This is a genomic window from Vicinamibacterales bacterium (assembly GCA_036496585.1).
GTDB lineage: Bacteria > Acidobacteriota > Vicinamibacteria > Vicinamibacterales > 2-12-FULL-66-21 > JAICSD01.
Genome location: DASXLB010000033.1, coordinates 19,508 through 37,041, shown reverse-complemented (window position 1 = coordinate 37,041; position 17,534 = coordinate 19,508). Strand labels below are relative to the sequence as shown.

Genomic DNA, 17,534 nt, shown 5'->3' with positions numbered 1-17,534 from the left:
GCTGATCGACGATCTGGACTTATCACCGTTGATTGCTGACATACACCGAGTTTATTTGGAAATGTGGAAATGTGGAAATGTGGGGATGTGGGGATGTTATTCGGCGCGGAGCGCCCGGACCGGGTCGACACGCAAGGCGCGTCGGGCGGGGACGTAGCTGGCGCCGAGCGCGACGGCGACGAACAGCAGCGCCGCGCCACCAAACGCGATCGGGTCTAGGGCGCTGACGCCGAACAGCAGGCTGCGCAGGACCTGTGCCGCTGCCGCCCCGGCGGCCAGCCCGAATCCGACGCCGGTCGCGGTCAACACCAGTCCCTGGCGGATGATCATCCGCAGCACGTGGGCGCCGTCGGCGCCGAGCGCCATCCGGATACCGATCTCGCGCGTCCGCCGGCTCACGGCGTACGAGGTCACGCCGTAGATGCCGATCGCCGCCAGCAGCAGGACCACGAGGCCCAGGCTCGCGGCCAGCGCCCCGGCGATCCGCTGTGGCACGAGAAGGATGGCGGTAACCTGGTCGAGCGGCATCGCGTTGGTGACCGGCAGATTCGCGTTCAACTCGCGAACGATCGTCCTGACCTGCGCAATCATCCCGTCGTTGGACGATTTTACCAGCAGCGACAGGCGGGTCACGTAGCGCTGCGCGACGGGCACGTAGACGAATGGCCGCGCCGTCTGTCCGAGCGTGTCGACCTGCGCGTCGGGCGCCACACCGACGACCGTCAGCATCCTCGACGTGTCGTTGGGGCCAAGGTCGCTTTCGAACTGCCGGCCGAGGACGTCGGTCGTGTGCCAGACGCTGCGCGCCATCGTTTCGTTGACGATGATGACGCCGGGGGCGCCAGCGCGATCCAGTGGCGTGAAGTCGCGACCGCTCGTGAGCCGCATGTGCAGCGTCCTGAAGTAGTCCGGCGAGACGGCGTTCCAGTCGGCGGGAAACGATGGCTGGCCGCCGGGCGGCTGCAGCCCGGGCACGCGCAGCGTCCCGAGGCCCATGCGATTACCGCTCAGTGGCAGGTTGGCGGCGAACGCCGCCTGCTCGACGCCGGGCATCGCGCGCACGCGCTCGCGCAGTCGATCCGCAAAGGCGAGCGCCTCGGTCTCCTGATAGCCGCTCAGCGACAGATCCAGCGTCACCACGTCCACGCGCCGCGTGTCGAATCCCGGATCGATGCTGGCGGCATGCCCGAGCGCGCGCACGAACAGCGCGCCGGCAATGACGAGAACCAGCGACACCGTCACCTGCGCGACGATGAACACGCTGCGCAGGCGCAGCCGTTCGGCTCGGTGCTCCGCATCGGCCTTGAGCGCAGACACCAGCTCGGCCTTCGACGTCTGCAGGGCCGGCGCGAGTCCGCACAGGATCGCCGCCGTCAGCGACAGCGCTGCCGCAAACGCCATGACGCGCCAGTCGACGACGAAGTCGATGCCGATCGGCACCGGCAGCGACGGCAGCACCGCCAGAAGCAGCCGCGTCAGCCACCGCGTCAGCAGCAGACCGGCCGCCCCGCCGGCGACAAAGAGCACGAGCGTCTCGGTGATGAGCTGACGCACCAGCCGCGCGCGGCCCGCGCCGATCGCGAGGCGGACGGCGATTTCGCGGCGGCGCGTCGCGGCCCGCGCCAGCAGCATGCCGGCGATGTTGACGCACGCCGCGAGCAGCACCAGTCCGACGATGCCGAGCAGCAGCGCGAGAAATCCGGAGATGAGATCGATCTCCCCCGGAAAGACCGACGTCTTCAGGACGCGGAGATTCTTGCCGTGGTTGGCGTCGGGATAGTCCTTGGCGAGCGCCGCGCCGATCGCGCGCAGCTCGGCGTCGGCCTGGCCCACTGTCACGCCAGGCTTCAGCCGTCCGCCCATGACGAGCCAGACGCACTCCCGGCAGGTGAAGAGCGACGCCGGCATGCGCGGCGCCGCGAGGCTCGACATCGCGAGCGGCAGCCAGGCATCGGCGCGCAGCACCGTCGTCCCCTGAAACTGCGGCGGCGCCACGCCGACGATCGTGACGGGGAAGCCATTGATCGACACGACGCGCCCAACGGCGTCGGCGGCGCCGCCGAAGCGCCGCCGCCACAGCTCGTCGCTGATCACGACGACGTGCGGTCCGCCCGGCCGATCGTCGTTGTCGTTCAACAAGCGGCCGCGGAGTGCGACGGTGCCCAGCGCCTGAAAATAGGTGCCGCTGACCATGAAGCCGAAGATGCGCTCCGCTTCATGCTCGCCGCCGAGGCTCAGGGGCTGCGGCTCGATCCGGTAGGCGTAGACGTCGGCCACGGTCGTGACGCGCTGCCGCACGTCCCGGTAGTTCGGGTGGGACACGGTGTCGAAGCCGTTCCCGTCCTGGGTACGGCCGATGTCGACGAGCCGCGACGGCTCGACGAGGCCGGGCAGCGGCCGCAGCAGCAGCGCGCTGGCGATCGAAAAGATTGTCGTGTTGGCACCGATGCCGATCGCCAGCGAGACGACAGCGGTCATCGTGAAAAGCGGGCTGCGGCCGAGCAGCCGCAAGCCATAGCGGACGTCCTGCGAGAGTTGTTCGAGCATCACTCCGGTTACTACGTAGTCGAGCGTCGAAAGGTTAACGGCCGGTCGCACCTCGCAGCTCGCCCCTGGCGTCATAATCACCGGAATGGCCATCGACCCCGTTTGCGGAATGACGGTCGCCGAATCGTCGCCGCTGCGCGCCGATCACTCGGGCACGACCTATTTCTTCTGCAATCCCGGCTGCCGGGCCAAGTTCGTCGCCGATCCAGCGCAGTACGTCGATCGGTCGCGCCCGCCCGAGACGATGGGCGATCCCGATGCCATCTATACGTGCCCGATGCACCCGGAAGTTCGCCAGCAGGGACCGGGCGCGTGTCCGCTCTGCGGCATGGCGCTCGAGCCCGCGATGGTGACGCTGGAGGACGGGCCCAATCCCGAGCTCGTCGACATGACGCGGCGGCTGTGGATCGCCGTCGGATTCGGTGCGCCGGTGATGCTCTTCGCGATGGCCGAGATGATCGCGCCCGCGGCCGTGCATGCGCGCATCGACCCGCGGCTGGCGAACTGGATCCAGCTAGCCCTGGCCACACCGGTCGTGCTCTGGGCCGGCTGGCCGTTCTTCGTCCGCGCCCGCGAGTCGTTCGTCAATCGCAGTCCGAACATGTTCACGCTGATCGGGGCCGGCGTCGGCGCGGCGTACGCCTACAGCGCGGCCGCGACGATCGTGCCGCGGCTGTTCCCGGACGGCTTCCGCATGCACGGGGTCGTGGCGCCGTACTTCGACACCGCCGTGGTGGTGACGGCGCTGGTGCTGCTCGGCCAGGTGCTCGAGATCCGCGCGCGCAGCCGGACGTCGCTGGCGCTCAAGGGACTCCTCGGCCTCGCGCCGAAAACGGCGCGCAAGGTGATCGGTCTGATGGAGAACGACATCGCGATCGCCGACGTGCAGGTCGGAGACACGCTGCGGGTGCGGCCCGGCGAACGGGTGCCGGTCGACGGGATCGTCGCGAAGGGCAGGACGACGATCGACGAATCGATGCTGACCGGCGAACCGACGCCGGTCGAGAAGGAGCCGGGCGGCCGCGTCACGGGCGGGACGATCAACGGCACCGGCAGCATCGTCATGCGGGCCGAACGGGTCGGGCGCGACACCCTGCTGGCCCAGATCGTCCAGATGGTGGCCGAGGCGCAGCGGACGAGGGCGCCGGTCCAGCGCCTGGCCGATCGTCTGGCGGCCTGGTTCGTGCCGGCGGTGTTCGCGGTGGCGATGGCGGCGTTCGTCGCATGGAGCGTATGGGGACCCGAACCGAGGCTCGCGCATGCGCTCGTCAGCGCGGTCTCGGTCGTCATCATCGCGTGTCCGTGCGCGCTCGGGCTGGCGACGCCGATGGCGATCATGGTCGGCACCGGCCGCGGCGCCTCCGAAGGGGTGCTCGTCCGTCACGCGGAAGCGCTGGAGCGCCTCGAGCGGGTCGACACGATCGTGCTCGACAAGACCGGCACGCTCACCGAAGGGCGGCCGCGCGTGGTCGGGTTCAGCGGCCCCTCGTCACCCGAGGAGATCCTGGCGCTCGCCGCCGCGGTCGAGCAGGCCAGCGAGCATCCGCTGGCGGCGTCGATTCTCGCTGCCGCGCGCGAGAGGGCGCTGAGCTGGACGGCGGCGGAGGCGTTCGAGTCGACACCCGGCCAGGGCGTGCGCGGCCGCGCCGGCGGCCGGGACGTGCTGGTGGGCAGCCGCGGGTTTCTGGCGGAGCACGGTGTCGACCTGCCCGCATCGGCGCCGATGGACGCGCCGCAGGCCGCGGCCCCGACGCTCGTGCACGTCGCGGCGGACGGACGGTTCGCCGGCGCGATCGCGATCGCCGATCCGATCAAGTCGTCGGCGCGCGAGGCGCTCGACGCGCTGCGCGCCGACGGCCTTCGCATCGTCATGCTCACCGGCGACTCGCGCGAGACGGCCGTCGCGGTCGGCCGCGTGCTCGGCATTGCCGAACCGGATGTGTTCGCCGGCGTGCTGCCGGCGCACAAGCGCGACATCATCCGTGACCTGCAGTCGGGCGGCGCGGTCGTCGCGATGGCGGGGGACGGCGTCAACGACGCGCCTGCGCTCGCCGAGGCGGCTGTCGGCATCGCGATGGGCACCGGGACCGACGTGGCGATCGAGAGTGCCGGCATCACGCTCGTCTCCGGCGACGTCCGCGCACTGGTGCGGGCGCGCCGGCTGAGCCGCGACACGATGCGCAACATCCGACAGAACCTGTTCCTGGCGTTTGCCTACAACGCGATCGGGGTGCCGGTGGCGGCGGGCGCGCTGTATCCGTTCGTCGGCCTGCTGGTCAGTCCGATCTGGGCGAGCGCCGCCATGACGTTGAGTTCGGTGTCGGTGATCGGGAATGCGCTGCGTCTCAAACGGCGTTGAGCGGCGCGCCGGAGCGATGTTCGACTACCCGCCAGCCCGTCCGACCAGGTGAGCGGCGGTGCGCTCGCGCAACAACGCGACCAGTTCGGGATCGAGAAAGGCGTAAATGTCGGCGATGTCGAGGCAGACGATCTTGCCGAGAGCGGGATGGGCCGGGAACATAAGCTCGAGCGCGGCGCGCTGGCCGTCGTCCATCGTGAAAATGACCTCGGCCCACTCGAGCATCCGCTCGTTGACGCGGACGAGGGCGTCTTCCCTGGTGCCGGCGGACCGCACCTCGAGGCCGGGATCCTTGGCGAACAGGCGTTCCGCAGTAGCGCTCCGCCGCCGGTTCAGCCGGCACACGAAAAGGACGCGCATCTTTCGGGTAATCTAGCACGCATGCGCCAGCTCAGCCTTCTACCGTTCGGACTAGTCGCCGGCCTTCTGGTGACCGTGCACGCCGGAGCCGGCGGGGATCGCGCTTCGCAACTGCCCGCCGAGCGCCATCTGCGCAACATCCGGCAGCTGACGTTCGGGGGAGAGAACGCGGAGGCCTATTTCTCGCCGGACGGCACACATCTCATCTTCCAGTCGACGCGCGATGGCGCGGAGTGCGACCAGATCTACACGATGCGCATCGACGGCACCGATGTGCACCGCGTCAGCACGGGACAGGGACGGACGACTTGCGGCTATTTCTATCCGGGGGGGAAGGAAATCCTGTTCGCGTCGACCCACCGCGCGGGCGCCGCCTGCCCGCCAAAACCGAGCTACGACAAGGGCTACGTGTGGCCAGTCTACGAGGGGTATGACATCTATCGGGCCAACGCCGACGGCACGAATCTGCGGCCACTGACCACGACGGCCGGCTACGACGCCGAGGCGACGATCGCGCCCGACGGCCTCATCGCGTTCACCAGTGTGCGCGACGGCGACATGGAGATCTATACGATGAACGCCGACGGCACCGGCACGACACGGCTCACGCGCCGGCCGGGCCCCGACGGCGGTCCCTTTTTCTCGTGGGACGGCTCACGCATCGCGTATCGCGGGCGGCCGCTGGCAGCGGGTGCCGAGCTCGACGACTATCTCGCGCTCCTCAAGCAATACCTGTGGCGTCCGACGAAACTGGAAATCTACGTGATGGACCGCGACGGCCGCAACGATCGTCAGCTGACGCGGCTGGGGGCGGCGAGCTTTGCGCCTTCCTGGCATCCCGATGGACGGCGGCTGGTCTTTGCCTCGAACGTCAAGGATCCGAAGCAGCGCGATTTCGATGTCTTTCTGATGAATGTCGACGGGACGGGTCTCGAGCAGGTGACCTTCAACGACACTTTCGACGGTTTTCCGATGTTCTCACCGGACGGCCGTCACCTCGTGTTCGCGTCGGACCGCAACGGCAAGGTGGAAGGGGAGACCAACGTGTTCATCGCGGACTGGGTCGACTAGCTCTCTTCGTCGATGCCGACCTGCCAGTCGGCGAGCGGCTGAGGACCGGGTTGGATATCGGCGATATCGGGATCGACGCCGGCCGGTGAGTCGGGGCGGTCGCCGTCACGCTTGCGTTCTGCGAGGCGTGCCGCCTTGTCGTTGCGTTTGGCAATGCGCGCCTGCTCGCGCTGCCGTTTGTTGGTCGTCGGTCGTGATCGGTGTGCCATCAGAACCTCCTCGCGCCCGCGCCGCAGGTGCTCGATACGTATCGATATAAGACACATCCATGATACTTCAGAAGCTCGCCGTGATGATCGTCGCTGAGGCACTGTTGACGCTGACGCCGCGCGTGCTCCGGGGGTAAGACATGCTCGATGTGGCGATCCGCGTGCTCTTCATCGGCAACAGCCTGACCGCGGCCAACGATCTGCCGTCCACCGTGGCGGCGCTCGGCCGGGCCGCCGGCGTTCGCATCGAGTGCTCGGCGGTGGCGAAGCCGGACTTCAGCCTCGAGGATCACTGGCGGGACGGGGAGGCGCGGCGGACGATCGCGCGCCGCGGCTGGACATTCGTGGTCCTGCAGCAGGGGCCTTCGGCGCTGCCGGAGTCGCGCGTGCTGCTCGACGAGTACGTCCGCCGGTTCGATGCGGAGATCCGTGCCGCCGGCGCGAAGACGGCCGTCTACATGGTGTGGCCGTCGCGCGCGCGCGCCACCGATTTTCCCGCTGTGGAAGCGTCGTACGCTGGAGCCGCCGCCGCGGTCGGCGCGATACTCTTCCCGGTCGGCGAGGCCTGGCAGGAGGCCTGGCGCCGCGATCCGTCGCTCGCCTTGTACGGCCCCGACGGATTCCACCCATCGGCGTCCGGTTCAGCGCTCGCGGCACTCGTGATCGTCGAGACGCTCATCGGCCGTCCGCCGCCGGTGTCGGCGCTGCCCGGGCTCGACGCCCACGCCCGCGCCGTCCTCGCCGCCGCCGCCGACGCGGCGATCCACGCCGTAAGGCACGCGCGGCTGATCCCGCCGTCCTGGGACGAGCGCTGGACCTGATGACGCCAGGTTCTTGACAGCCGCACAGGGCACACCGTGGGTGTCAGGCGGAAAAGATTGGTCGGGGCGGAGGGATTCGAACCCCCGACCCTCTGGTCCCAAACCAGATGCGCTACCAGGCTGCGCTACGCCCCGACTCGCCTCTCATTGTACTGCTCTTTGAAGAGAAGCCGCCCGACCGGACGCAGCATTTGATAGGCTCCGGCTCCATGAAGACGCGCTTCCTCGCCTGTCTGGTCGCCGTGGCCTGTCTTGCACCGCTCTCGGCGCAGAACGGCTACACGCCATCCGCGTCGAACCTCGCCGCGCGCGTGTGGTTTCAGGACGCGCGGTTCGGCATGTTCGTCCACTGGGGCGTCTACAGCGTGCTCGGCGACGGCGAGTGGGTGATGCAGAACAAGAAGATTCCGGTGGCCGACTACGAGAAGCTGCCCGGCGAGTTCAACCCGATCGACTTCGACGCGACCGAATGGGTGTCGCTCGCCAAGCGCGCCGGGATGAAGTACATCACGATCACCAGCAAGCACCATGACGGCTTTGCGATGTTCGACTCGAAAGTGTCCGACTACACCATCGTGGCGCGCACCCCGTACAAGAACGATCCGCTGAAGGCGCTCGCCGAGGAGTGCCGGCGGCAGGGACTGAAGCTCTTTTTCTACTATTCGCAGCTCGACTGGCACAATCCCGACTACTTCCCTCGCGGCAACACCGGACACGACGCCGGCCGGCCGGAATCGGGAAACTGGCCCGCCTACCTCGACTACATGAACGCGCAACTGCGCGAGCTGCTGACCAACTATGGCGACGTGGCGGGCATCTGGTTCGACGGCTGGTGGGACAAGCCGGACGCCGACTGGCAGCTCCAGAAGACGTATTCGCTCATCCACCAGCTCCAGCCGGCGGCGCTAATCGGATCGAATCACCACAAGCGTCCGAATCCTGGCGAAGACTTCCAGATGTTCGAGAAGGATCTGCCCGGAGGGCGCAGCCAGGGCTTCAACGCCGACTCGGAAATCGGGCAGCTTCCGCTCGAGACGTGCGAGACGATGAACGGGGCATGGGGGTTCAACATCACCGATCGCCGCTACAAGTCGACGAAAGATCTGGTGCGGTATCTGGTGCGCGCCGCGGGCGCCAACGCCAACTTCCTGCTGAACGTCGGTCCGATGGCCAACGGCCGCATCCAGCCGGAGTTCGTCAGCCGGCTGCGGGAGATGGGCGAGTGGACCAGCCGCAACGGCGAGTCGATTTTCGGCACGCGCGGCGGTCCGATCGCGCCGCACCCGTGGGGGGTGACGACGCGCAAGGGGAATCGGGTCTATGTGCACGTGCTCGACGCGTCGGACACGTCGCTGCTGCTGCCGCCGATGGCGTCGGCGATCCAGACGGCGCGGCTGCTGAACGGCGGTCAGGCCGTTCCGTTCAAGAGCGGCGAGTTCGGCACGGTGCTGACGCTGCCGGCCACGCTCGACCCTCTTGATACGATCATCGTGCTGGAGGTCGCCGGCCCGCCGGCCAGATGACCGGATTCTGACTCCGCCCGCAGGGCGATCAGGCGGTGGGCCTGCGGAAGCTGATGCCCCTCGCTTCTGGCCCGGCGGCGACTACGATGATGGCGGCGATGAATACCGCCACCATCAGGCCGCCCATCGCGTGCGTGTAGCTGAACGCTTCGCCGAGCCACGACTCGATGAAGGGAATCGACGAGGCGAACATCACGCCGAGCTGGTAGGCAAACCCCGGGAAGAAGCCGCGCGCCGCCGACGGCGACAGCTCGTTGATGTGCGCCGGAATCACGCCCCACGCTCCCTGCACGAAGAACTGCATGAGGAAGACACCGGCGATCATCGCCAGCGGCGTGAAGCCGGCGAGCCACATCGGCAGCACCGCCAGCGCGCAGACGGACGCCGTGATCATCGCCCGCCGCCGGCCGGCGCGATCGGAATAGAACCCGAACGCCAGGCCGCCCAGCACCGCGCCGATCATCGACAGGATCGTGATGTCGGCGATCCGCGCCTTGTCGTAGCCGAAGGTGCCGAGCAGCGTCGGGTACATGTCCTGCGTGCCGTGTGACATGAAGTTCATGACGGTCATCAGCAGCACGAGGTAGAGGAAGCGGCGGCCGTTGCGGAACACGATCTGCCAGTACTCCGCCCAGTCGGTGCGGTGCTCGCGCCACGCGTCGGACTCCTTCACGCGGAGCCGGATGAAGAGCGAGAGCAGCGCCGGCAGTCCCCCCAGAAAGAACATCACCCGCCAGGCGTTGCCCGGATAGTGGATCGCGGCCCACGGATAGATCGTGCGGAACGCCAGCGCCGCGAGCAGATTGCCGATCGCGTAGCCCTCCTGCAGCAGCCCCGAGAGCAGTCCGCGCAGCCGCGGCGAGGCGTGTTCGAGCGCGAGCGAGGCCCCGACACCCCATTCACCGCCCATGCCGATCCCGAACAGCATGCGCAGCGCGATGAACTGCCAGTAGGACTGCGCGAAGCCGCAGAGGACGGAGATGACGGCGTAGAACACCACGTTCAGCATCAGCGGCAGCCGGCGGCCGTAGCGGTCAGCCATCAGGCCGAACACGATGGCGCCAATCGGCCGCATCGCCAGGGTCATGGTGATGGCGAGCGCGATGCGCGGGCGCGCGTCGATCAGCGGGACGCCCGGAAAGAATGCCCGCGCCAGGTCTTCGAGGACGAGCGTCAGGATGAAGAAGTCGAATGCGTCGAGCGTCCATCCGAGGAATCCGGCGAGGACGGCGTTGCGCTGGCTGGCGGCGTCGGACATCCGCCGAGCAGCATACTCGAACTGATCGCCGCATCCGGGCGTGCCGCGGCGGGTCCTAGAAGGTGAACCCGGTGCCGAAATGAAAGCGCGTGCCGTCGCCGTCGAGCGAGTGCGCGACGTCGAAGTTCAGGTGCACGATCGCGATCGTGAGCCAGACGCCGCCGCCGGCATCCGTCAGCTGCCGCTGCTGCGTCAGGTCGGTGCCGTACGGCACGGCGGCGCCCCCTTCGAAGAACAGGTTGGCGCCGAACCGACCGGCGTCGAACGGAGCGGTGAACGGCATCCGCAGCTCGGCCGCCCAGAAGACGCGCGCGTCGCCGGCCAAGGCACCGGCGTCCAGGCCGCGCAGCGCCGTGCCGCCGAGCAGCCACTGGTCGTACGGCGGCAGCGATGCCGAAGCCGTGTCGAGATGGGCGCGGACGGCGATCACGTTCTGCCGGAACAGCCGTTTGTAGCCGCGCGCCTCGTAGGAGTAACGGTCGATGCCGCGGGCGCCGAAGCTCGCGGTGCCGATCGGGTTCAGCCGGTTCCACGACGCGCTGGCGAACACGGCGTCGATCGGGTACGCGGGGTCGCGGCGCGTGTCGACGGTGACGTCCGCCGCCGCCGTCCAGACGCGGTCGGTCGCAACGGCGAAGGTGATGTCCGACCGCGCCAGGCCGCCGCCGAGCGTGAGGGCGTCGAACAGCCGGCGCTCGACGCGGCCGCGCAGGAACGTTCGGCGATCGTCGGCGAGGTAGTGAGGGTTCTCGCGCTGCAGGATGCCGTAGGAGCCGGTGACTCGCGTCAGTGGACCGGCGTCGAACGCGCGATCGACGTCGACCTGGGCGTTGCGGCTGCCGCCCCACGAGAGCGGCACGGTCACGTGCGTCCCCTTGCCGAGTACGTTGACCAGCCCGGTCCGGCCACCGTAGGTCCAGCCATAGCCATCCTCGTAGTCGAGGATCGGGAAGAACATCAGCTTCGAGCGCATCCGCCGCATCGCGCTCGGCGGCTGGCCGGTCGGCGACAGTCCCGGCTTTTCGTGCACGACCAGCAGGAGGGCGACGTCGGTCATCTCGAGCGTGCGATAGCGTTTGCGTGCCTGCACCGCATCGAAGCGGCCGCTCGCGCGGAGCCGCGCCTCGATCGCGTCGAGCCCCGCCTGGTCGAGGCTGTCGCCCAACGAGACCGCGGCAAGCGCGATGACGGCCGCGTCGCTCAGCGTCGCGTTGCCGTGCACGCGGATCTCGCCGATCCGGTCGGCCGCGGCCGGTGCCGCGGTCTCCTGCTTCCCCCCCTCCTGGCCGGCTGCGGCAGGCACGGCCGCCAGCAGCGCCAGCAGCAGCACGCCGCCGATCACTTCGGCACCCGGACCTTCGACGTGACGTCGGCCTTGCGATAGTTGGAGAACTCGCGGCGGTACTCGAACTCGAGCGAGCCCACCGCGGCGGTCAAGCCGGCGTGGATGCGGATGGTCTTCGGCAGCCAGACGCCGTCGAACGGCTGGCCCATTTCCATCTGCGCCTTGAGATCGTCGATCTTGACCAGCCAGCCGGCCGGCAGGAAGTCCATCCAGACGTTGTCGAACGTGTACTTGACGATCTGATGCGTCACGGGATCGACCCACAGCGTGACCTGCGACGTCTTGTCCAGCTTGTAGCCGATCTGCGCGTCGAGCTTCTTTTCGCGCTCGCGCTGCCGGCGCTCGCGCTCCTGCTGGCCGGCGCTCTTGCCGGCGTTGCGCTCAGCCTGTTGCTCCTTGTCGAGTTCGGACGGCCCTTCGTCGAACAGCGTGCGCGGCAGGTAGTCGATCTTCAACACCTCGTGGCCGTCGAGTGCCTCCTTGCCGGCCAGGTAGTAGTTGCCGGGCTCGAAGTGGAAGTCCATGAAGTACGACTCTGAGATGAAGCGCGGCTCGTCAACGGGCGGGACGCCGAGCGCCGGTCCCTTGCCCTCCTGCGCGCGCTGCTCGTCGCGTTTGGTGCGGAAGTCGCGGCGGTTCTGTTCGCTATGGATCCATCGCTGCTCGTAGGCGCGGCGATCCGCCTCGGAAATCGGCACGCCGTCGAACTTGAGCGGACTCCGCACGTGGATGCCGTCCTGGACGAACCACGTGTATTCACGGCGCATGCGGACGAGCGGGACCCGCCCCGGGCCGAGGATGTCGAACACCTCGACTTCGTCGAGGACGTAGTCGCCGAGCGCCTGGCGATCGACATCGCGCCGCTGCAGCGCTTGGGCCATGAAGCGATCAAGATCGGTCAGGACAGGCGGCGAGGCCTGGAGCAGGAAGGCGAACAGGAAAGACATGGGGGAATGTGGAAATGTGGAGATGTGGAAATGTGGAGATTTGGAAATCGAGGGACGCTGATTTACATTCTCACATTTCCACATTTCCACATTTCCACATGCACAAGAATCCCTACGCTGACGATCTCGGAAAAGCCGATCTCCTGGCATCGCTCGCCGCCACACCGAAGAAGATCGAACGGCTGACCTCGAAGTGGACGAAAACCCGCTGGGAGAGGACCTACGCGCCGGGGAAGTGGAGCGCGCGGCGGGTGCTGATCCATCTGGCTCAGACGGAACTGGCCCTGACGACCAGGGTCCGGTTCGCGGCAAGCCAGGACGGCTACGTCGCGCAGCCGTTCAATCAGGACGCCTGGATGCCGCTCGACGACCACGTCGACGGCCCGACGGCGTTAGCGGCGTATCTCGCGTTGAGGCGCCTGAACCTGGCGCTCTTCACCGGACTCACGCCCGCGCAGCGGAAGCGGACGTTCTCGCACCCCGAGTACGGCGAGCTGACGCCGTTCTGGGTGGCCGCACAGCTGGCGGGCCACGACATCCATCACTTGAAGCAGTTGCAGCAGATCAAATGAACGAGGCTAGTGCCCGCTGCGCAGCCAGCGCCGCCCGTGAATCGCGAGATCGATCAAGTCGTCCGCCGACAGGTTCGTGAAGTTGTGGTCCCGGGCGGCGCGGACGAGACCCTCGTCGACGCCGTGGATGCGGAACGCGACGAGCTTTTCGACCGCCAGTCCGCCATAGCCGGCGTCCCGCATCTGCCGGATGTAGTCCGGGGTCACGCCGTGGATCCGCAGCTTGACGAGATCGGAGACCGCGAGGTTCTTGTAGCCGAGGTCGCCCAGCTCCTTGACCATCGCCGGCGTCACTCCGTGGATCCGCATGGTGACGTAGTCCTGCGCGTCGAGGTTCTTGTAGCCGAGATCCGCCCATTGCTTCACGAACTCCGGGGTGACGCCGTGAATGCGGAGCTCGACCAGGCGGTCGACCGACAGGTCCTTGAACCCGAGATCGCGCATGGCCTTGATGTACTCCGGCGTGACGCCGTGAATCTTCATCTTCACCAGCGTGTCGATGTCGGGCGCGGCCGCCCCCTGTTGCCTGACGTCCTGCGCGAAACCGCGCGAGACGTCGTGAATCGCCGACTTCCAGGCGTCTTCGTCGTTCAGACCCCTGTAGCCGAGGGCCGCCATGCCCGACACGTAGTCGCTGCTGACGGAAAAGCGGAAGTCGCCGGCGCCGCGTCCGCGGTTCACCCGGCCGGTGAAGTCGAACGTTCCGGCGTCGCGCCGCACCGTGAAGTGGATCGGCCCGTCGCCGGCCTGGTCGGCGAGCATCGGCACGTCCCGCTCCGGCAGGCTGAGGCCGTTCGTCGAGCGGCTGCCGCGGTCGAGCTGTACGGCGATCCATCGCTCGCTCGAGTCGCGCGTCCATGAGTTGTCGGCATCAGAGGTCCAGGTGCCCTGGATCCCCGCCGGAATGGCGGCGGACTGCAGGCTGCCCGTGACGCACAAGGCAAGAAGAAGTGACTTCATGCCCGCTTAGATGCGGGCGGCGCGTCAGAAGGTTGGAAACGGTCGGGCGGCCGCGTCAATCGCCGAGGTGCGTCAGCCAGGTCGAGAGCTGCCGGAACGCGCGGCCGCGGTGACTGACGGCGGCTTTCTTCTCGCCGTCGACCTCGGCCAGCGTGCAGCCGTAGGGGGGATAGAAGAAGATCGGGTCGTAACCGAAGCCGTCGGTTCCGCGCGGTTCGCGGGCGATCTCTCCCTCGACGGTCCCGGTCGCCTCGAACAGGACCCGCCCTGGTTCGGCGACCGTCACATGCGCGACGAACCGTGCGGGGCTGGTCTCGAGGTGCTTTGCCTCCAGCGCCTGGTAGATGACGGCGAACTTGGTCGGGTAGTGGTGCCCGTGCCAGTAGGCGGAGTGGACACCCGGCGCGCCGCCGAGCGCGTCGATCTCGATTCCTGAGTCGTCTGCGACCGCGGTCAGCCCCGTCCTGTCGGCGTAGTACAGCGCCTTGATGCGCGCGTTCTCGGCGAAGGTCTCTCCGGGCTCGTCGGGCGCCGGCAGGTCGGGGAAGCGCTCCAGCGAGACGAGCTCCACCGGCGCGCCGGCGAGCATGCCGCGAATCTCCCGCAGCTTGCCCGGATTCGTCGTGGCGATGAGCAGCGTGCGCGCTGGCGCGCCGGTCACTTGCCCAGAAACTTTCCGATGATCTCCCGCTGCTTGTCGATCAGCTGTCGAATCCCGTCGTCGGCGAGCCCCATCAGGGCATCGAGCGCGCGGCGATCGAACGGCTGCCCTTCGGCGGTTCCCTGCAGCTCGATGAACTTGCCCTCGCCGGTCTTGACGAAGTTCATGTCGACGTCCGCTTTGGAATCCTCCTCGTAGGCCAGGTCGAGGAGCGCCGTGCCGTCGACGATACCGACGCTCGTGGCGGCGACGTAGTCGACGATCGGGAGGGCCTTGATCATCGCCAGCTCGCGCATGCGCTGCAGCGCCAGCACGAGCGCGACGAACCCGCCGGTGATCGATGCCGTCCGCGTGCCGCCGTCCGCCTGGATGACGTCGCAGTCGATCCAGATGGTGCGCTCGCCGATCTCGTTCAGCCGGACGATCGACCGCAGCGAGCGTCCGATCAGGCGCTGGATTTCCTGCGTCCGTCCGCCGACCTTGCCGGCGCTCGCCTCGCGCTGGGTACGCGTCGAGGTGGCGCGCGGCAGCATGCCGTACTCCGCCGTGACCCAGCCCTTGCCGGAGTTGCGGAGGAACGGCGGGACGCGGTCCTCGATGCTGGCGGTGCAGATCACCCGGGTCCGGCCGACCTCGATGAGCACCGAGCCTTCGGCGTGTGCGAGGAACCCGGGCGTGATCGTGGTCGGGCGGGGATCCGAGGGAGAACGTCCGTCAATGCGTGTCATGCACTGTCCAGTCTAGCCGCAACGGCGGCCCGCTGACAGCTGCGTCAGCGCGGCTTGTCGGATGCGTCAGGCTGCAGGACGCGTTCGAGGCTTTTCGCGAGCGGATGGCGGAGGTCGACGTGGCCAGCCAGCGTGTCGACCTCGCGTCCGTCGATCAGGATCTGCACGCGCTTGATCGCCGGCAGGTTCACGGTCAGCACGTCGATGATCGTGTAGACGGTCAACAGCTCGTCCAGCGAGCCGCCGCTGTGCTTCGAGGCGACCTCGCCGCTCAGATCGACGAACGCGTCTCCCCGCTCGGTGACGAACACGTCGCGCAGCCTCGTCTCGGGTGGAACCGCCGACACGAGCGGCGGCGACGGAGCGAGCTGGGCTTCGACGATGGCGCGCGCCTGGTCGGCGACGTTGGCGGCGAACGGCACCTCGCGCTGGGTCGGACCGAGCATCAGGCCGTCGTCGCTCACGTAGTAGAGCGTCGCGGTGATCTTGCGGACGGCGGCGGCGGGGGCTGGCGCCGCGCCGGCAGTCACGGCGGCGACGGTTGCGGTCCGGCGCGCCGCGTACCAGCGCGGCAGACCGAAGAACAACAGCCACGCCGCCACCCCAGCGAAGACGACGAGCGCCGCGCGCAGCGCCAGGGGCCGGTTCACCGGCTGGCACCCGCGCGATAGCGTACGATTCCCTCGACGACGGCCTGCGCCAGCGCCGCCTGGTGATCGTCGGCGAGCAGTTGCTGCTCCTCCTGCGAGTTGCTCAGGAACCCGAGCTCGATCAGCACCGCCGGCATGTTGGCGCCGACCAGCACCCGGAACGGCCCCTGTTGCAGCGCCTGCGGAGTCATCTTGACGCGCTCCTGCAGGGCACCCTCGATCGCCCGCGCGAACGCAGCCGCCTGGTCGATGTAGCGCGCCTGCGCAAGCTCCCAGGGAATGATCTCGATATCGCGCGTGCCCCCGCCGAGCAGCGGCAGCGCCTCGCGGGGCGCCTGTGCAGCGCGCTGCGCCGCTTCCCCGTAGCCTTCGATCGCCAGGTAGAACACCTCCGCCCCGATCTGGCCTGGCCGCAGCGAGGCGTTGGCGTGCAGGCTGACGAAAAGATCCGCCTTGTTGTTGTTGGCGACCGCGGCGCGCTGGTCGAGGCCGACCGCTTGATCGCTGTCGCGCGTGAGCAGCACGCGCGTGCCGAGACGCGCTTCGAGCGCCGCCTTGACTCGTCGCGCGATCGCCAGGGTCACGGTCTTCTCGAGCGTGCCCTGGACGCCGCGGGCGCCGAGGTCGTCGCCGCCATGGCCGGGGTCGATGACGATCGTCCGCAGGCCCCCCGGGGGCGGCAGGTCGAGGAGCGGCGGCGTCTCCGGCGGCGGCGGAGCCTGACCGGGCGTGACGGTCGGAGCCGCCTCGACCTGCGGCAGCAGATCGATGGCGATTCTGCCTGCGCCGCTGGCGCCCGGTTGATCGGCGGCGCGGAAACTGGCGAAGCGGGGCCCGAGATCGATCGCAATCGTCTGCGCCGTGTCGCCAAGCCGCACCCCCTGCACCATGTCGGTGGTGGTGCTGGCGTGCAGATCCGGCGCGTCGAGGGCGTCAGCGTCGAAGCGGACGACGAGCCGGCTGCCCTCCTGCGCGACAGTGTGCGGCGTCGCCGGCGCGACATCGATCGTGACGCGCGTCTCGGAGCCGAGCGGCTCGACCCGCGCCGCCACCCGCGGCATCCGTACGTCGCCGACCAGCAGCAGCCGCGACGGCTTGCGCAGGTCCATCTTCACCGCCGAGACCGTCGCGAGCACCCGCCCGACGAAGTCGACGGGGACGTACCAGATCTTGCCGTCGCGCACGGGCGCCGACGGCAGCGAGGTCATCCGCCCGCCGATCGAGGCCAGCGGCTGCTGCGTCGAGAGCAGGATCGTCTGCGGGCCGGCGGCGATCGTCAGGCTTGCGGCTGCCGGGTCTTCCCGCACGTTCAGGTTGAACAGCCGCGCAAGGTCGTCGAGCGCGAACATCTCCTGGCCGCTGATCGTGCGTACGGCGAGCGGCCGCTTACCCTCGTGCGTGACGACAGTGTAGGGAAGGGCGGCGGACTGCTGAGCCGGAAGCGCGGCGGAGATGAGACACAGCGCGGCTGCGACCACCGCGACGACGGGTTTCAAGGCGCGTCAATTGTACAGCGAGAGTTG

At 68.5% G+C, this 17,534-nt stretch carries 16 protein-coding genes and 1 tRNA gene; 5 read left to right on the top strand and 12 right to left on the bottom strand.

Annotated features, from left to right (window positions below):
- Positions 1-96 precede the first annotated feature (96 nt).
- Positions 97-2,598: an ABC transporter permease gene (locus VGI12_10930; protein HEY2433175.1), complete on the bottom strand. Its 2,502-nt coding sequence runs from the start codon at positions 2,596-2,598 to the stop codon at positions 97-99.
- A 34-nt stretch (positions 2,599-2,632) separates the two neighbouring features.
- On the opposite strand from VGI12_10930, the gene VGI12_10925 reads away from it, so the two are divergent.
- On the top strand, positions 2,633-4,906 hold the full coding sequence (locus VGI12_10925) for a heavy metal translocating P-type ATPase (protein HEY2433174.1): 2,274 nt from the start codon (positions 2,633-2,635) through the stop codon (positions 4,904-4,906).
- A 24-nt stretch (positions 4,907-4,930) separates the two neighbouring features.
- On the opposite strand, the gene VGI12_10920 is transcribed toward VGI12_10925, so the two are convergent.
- Entirely contained in the window at positions 4,931-5,266 is a 336-nt protein-coding gene (locus VGI12_10920) for a hypothetical protein (protein HEY2433173.1), read from the bottom strand.
- Between the two features lie 21 nt (positions 5,267-5,287).
- Here VGI12_10920 and VGI12_10915 point away from each other — a divergent pair, with 21 nt between their 5' ends.
- On the top strand, positions 5,288-6,337 hold the full coding sequence (locus VGI12_10915) for a hypothetical protein (protein HEY2433172.1): 1,050 nt from the start codon (positions 5,288-5,290) through the stop codon (positions 6,335-6,337).
- Here the strand turns inward: VGI12_10915 and VGI12_10910 are convergent.
- Entirely contained in the window at positions 6,334-6,546 is a 213-nt protein-coding gene (locus tag VGI12_10910; GenBank protein ID HEY2433171.1) for a hypothetical protein, read from the bottom strand. The genes VGI12_10915 and VGI12_10910 overlap by 4 nt on opposite strands.
- 140 nt (positions 6,547-6,686) lie before the next feature.
- On the opposite strand from VGI12_10910, the gene VGI12_10905 reads away from it, so the two are divergent.
- Positions 6,687-7,367, top strand: coding sequence for a hypothetical protein (locus VGI12_10905; GenBank protein HEY2433170.1), 681 nt, complete (start codon positions 6,687-6,689; stop codon positions 7,365-7,367).
- Positions 7,368-7,425: 58 nt separating this feature from the next.
- On the opposite strand, the gene VGI12_10900 is transcribed toward VGI12_10905, so the two are convergent.
- Positions 7,426-7,502 (bottom strand) — tRNA-Pro (locus VGI12_10900).
- A 74-nt stretch (positions 7,503-7,576) separates the two neighbouring features.
- On the opposite strand from VGI12_10900, the gene VGI12_10895 reads away from it, so the two are divergent.
- A complete protein-coding gene (locus VGI12_10895) occupies positions 7,577-8,890 on the top strand; it encodes an alpha-L-fucosidase (GenBank protein ID HEY2433169.1) in 1,314 nt (437 codons plus the stop codon).
- Between the two features lie 28 nt (positions 8,891-8,918).
- Here the strand turns inward: VGI12_10895 and VGI12_10890 are convergent, their stop codons facing one another.
- From VGI12_10890 to VGI12_10880, 3 genes are read right to left on the bottom strand one after another with little or no spacing between them, the layout of a single operon-like run.
- A complete protein-coding gene (locus VGI12_10890) occupies positions 8,919-10,148 on the bottom strand; it encodes an MFS transporter (GenBank protein ID HEY2433168.1) in 1,230 nt (409 codons plus the stop codon).
- A 55-nt stretch (positions 10,149-10,203) separates the two neighbouring features.
- Entirely contained in the window at positions 10,204-11,490 is a 1,287-nt protein-coding gene (locus VGI12_10885; GenBank protein HEY2433167.1) for a BamA/TamA family outer membrane protein, read from the bottom strand.
- Complete coding sequence (locus VGI12_10880; protein HEY2433166.1) at positions 11,487-12,440, bottom strand: hypothetical protein; 954 nt, start codon at positions 12,438-12,440, stop codon at positions 11,487-11,489. Before VGI12_10880 ends, VGI12_10885 begins: the two co-directional genes overlap by 4 nt.
- A gap of 98 nt (positions 12,441-12,538) precedes the next feature.
- On the opposite strand from VGI12_10880, the gene VGI12_10875 reads away from it, so the two are divergent.
- Positions 12,539-13,012, top strand: a complete 474-nt coding sequence (locus VGI12_10875) for a DinB family protein (GenBank protein ID HEY2433165.1) — start codon at positions 12,539-12,541, stop codon at positions 13,010-13,012.
- A 6-nt stretch (positions 13,013-13,018) separates the two neighbouring features.
- Here the strand turns inward: VGI12_10875 and VGI12_10870 are convergent, their stop codons facing one another.
- From VGI12_10870 to VGI12_10850, 5 genes are read right to left on the bottom strand one after another with little or no spacing between them, the layout of a single operon-like run.
- Positions 13,019-13,972, bottom strand: coding sequence for a hypothetical protein (locus VGI12_10870; protein ID HEY2433164.1), 954 nt, complete (start codon positions 13,970-13,972; stop codon positions 13,019-13,021).
- A gap of 55 nt (positions 13,973-14,027) precedes the next feature.
- Entirely contained in the window at positions 14,028-14,633 is a 606-nt protein-coding gene (rdgB, locus tag VGI12_10865; GenBank protein ID HEY2433163.1) for an RdgB/HAM1 family non-canonical purine NTP pyrophosphatase, read from the bottom strand.
- Entirely contained in the window at positions 14,630-15,361 is a 732-nt protein-coding gene (rph, locus tag VGI12_10860; GenBank protein HEY2433162.1) for a ribonuclease PH, read from the bottom strand. The genes rdgB and rph overlap by 4 nt, the downstream gene beginning before the upstream one ends.
- Before the next feature lie 44 nt (positions 15,362-15,405).
- Positions 15,406-16,011: a GerMN domain-containing protein gene (locus tag VGI12_10855; GenBank protein ID HEY2433161.1), complete on the bottom strand. Its 606-nt coding sequence runs from the start codon at positions 16,009-16,011 to the stop codon at positions 15,406-15,408.
- Positions 16,008-17,507: an N-acetylmuramoyl-L-alanine amidase gene (locus VGI12_10850; protein HEY2433160.1), complete on the bottom strand. Its 1,500-nt coding sequence runs from the start codon at positions 17,505-17,507 to the stop codon at positions 16,008-16,010. Before VGI12_10850 ends, VGI12_10855 begins: the two co-directional genes overlap by 4 nt.
- Between the last annotated feature and the right edge of the window lie 27 nt (positions 17,508-17,534).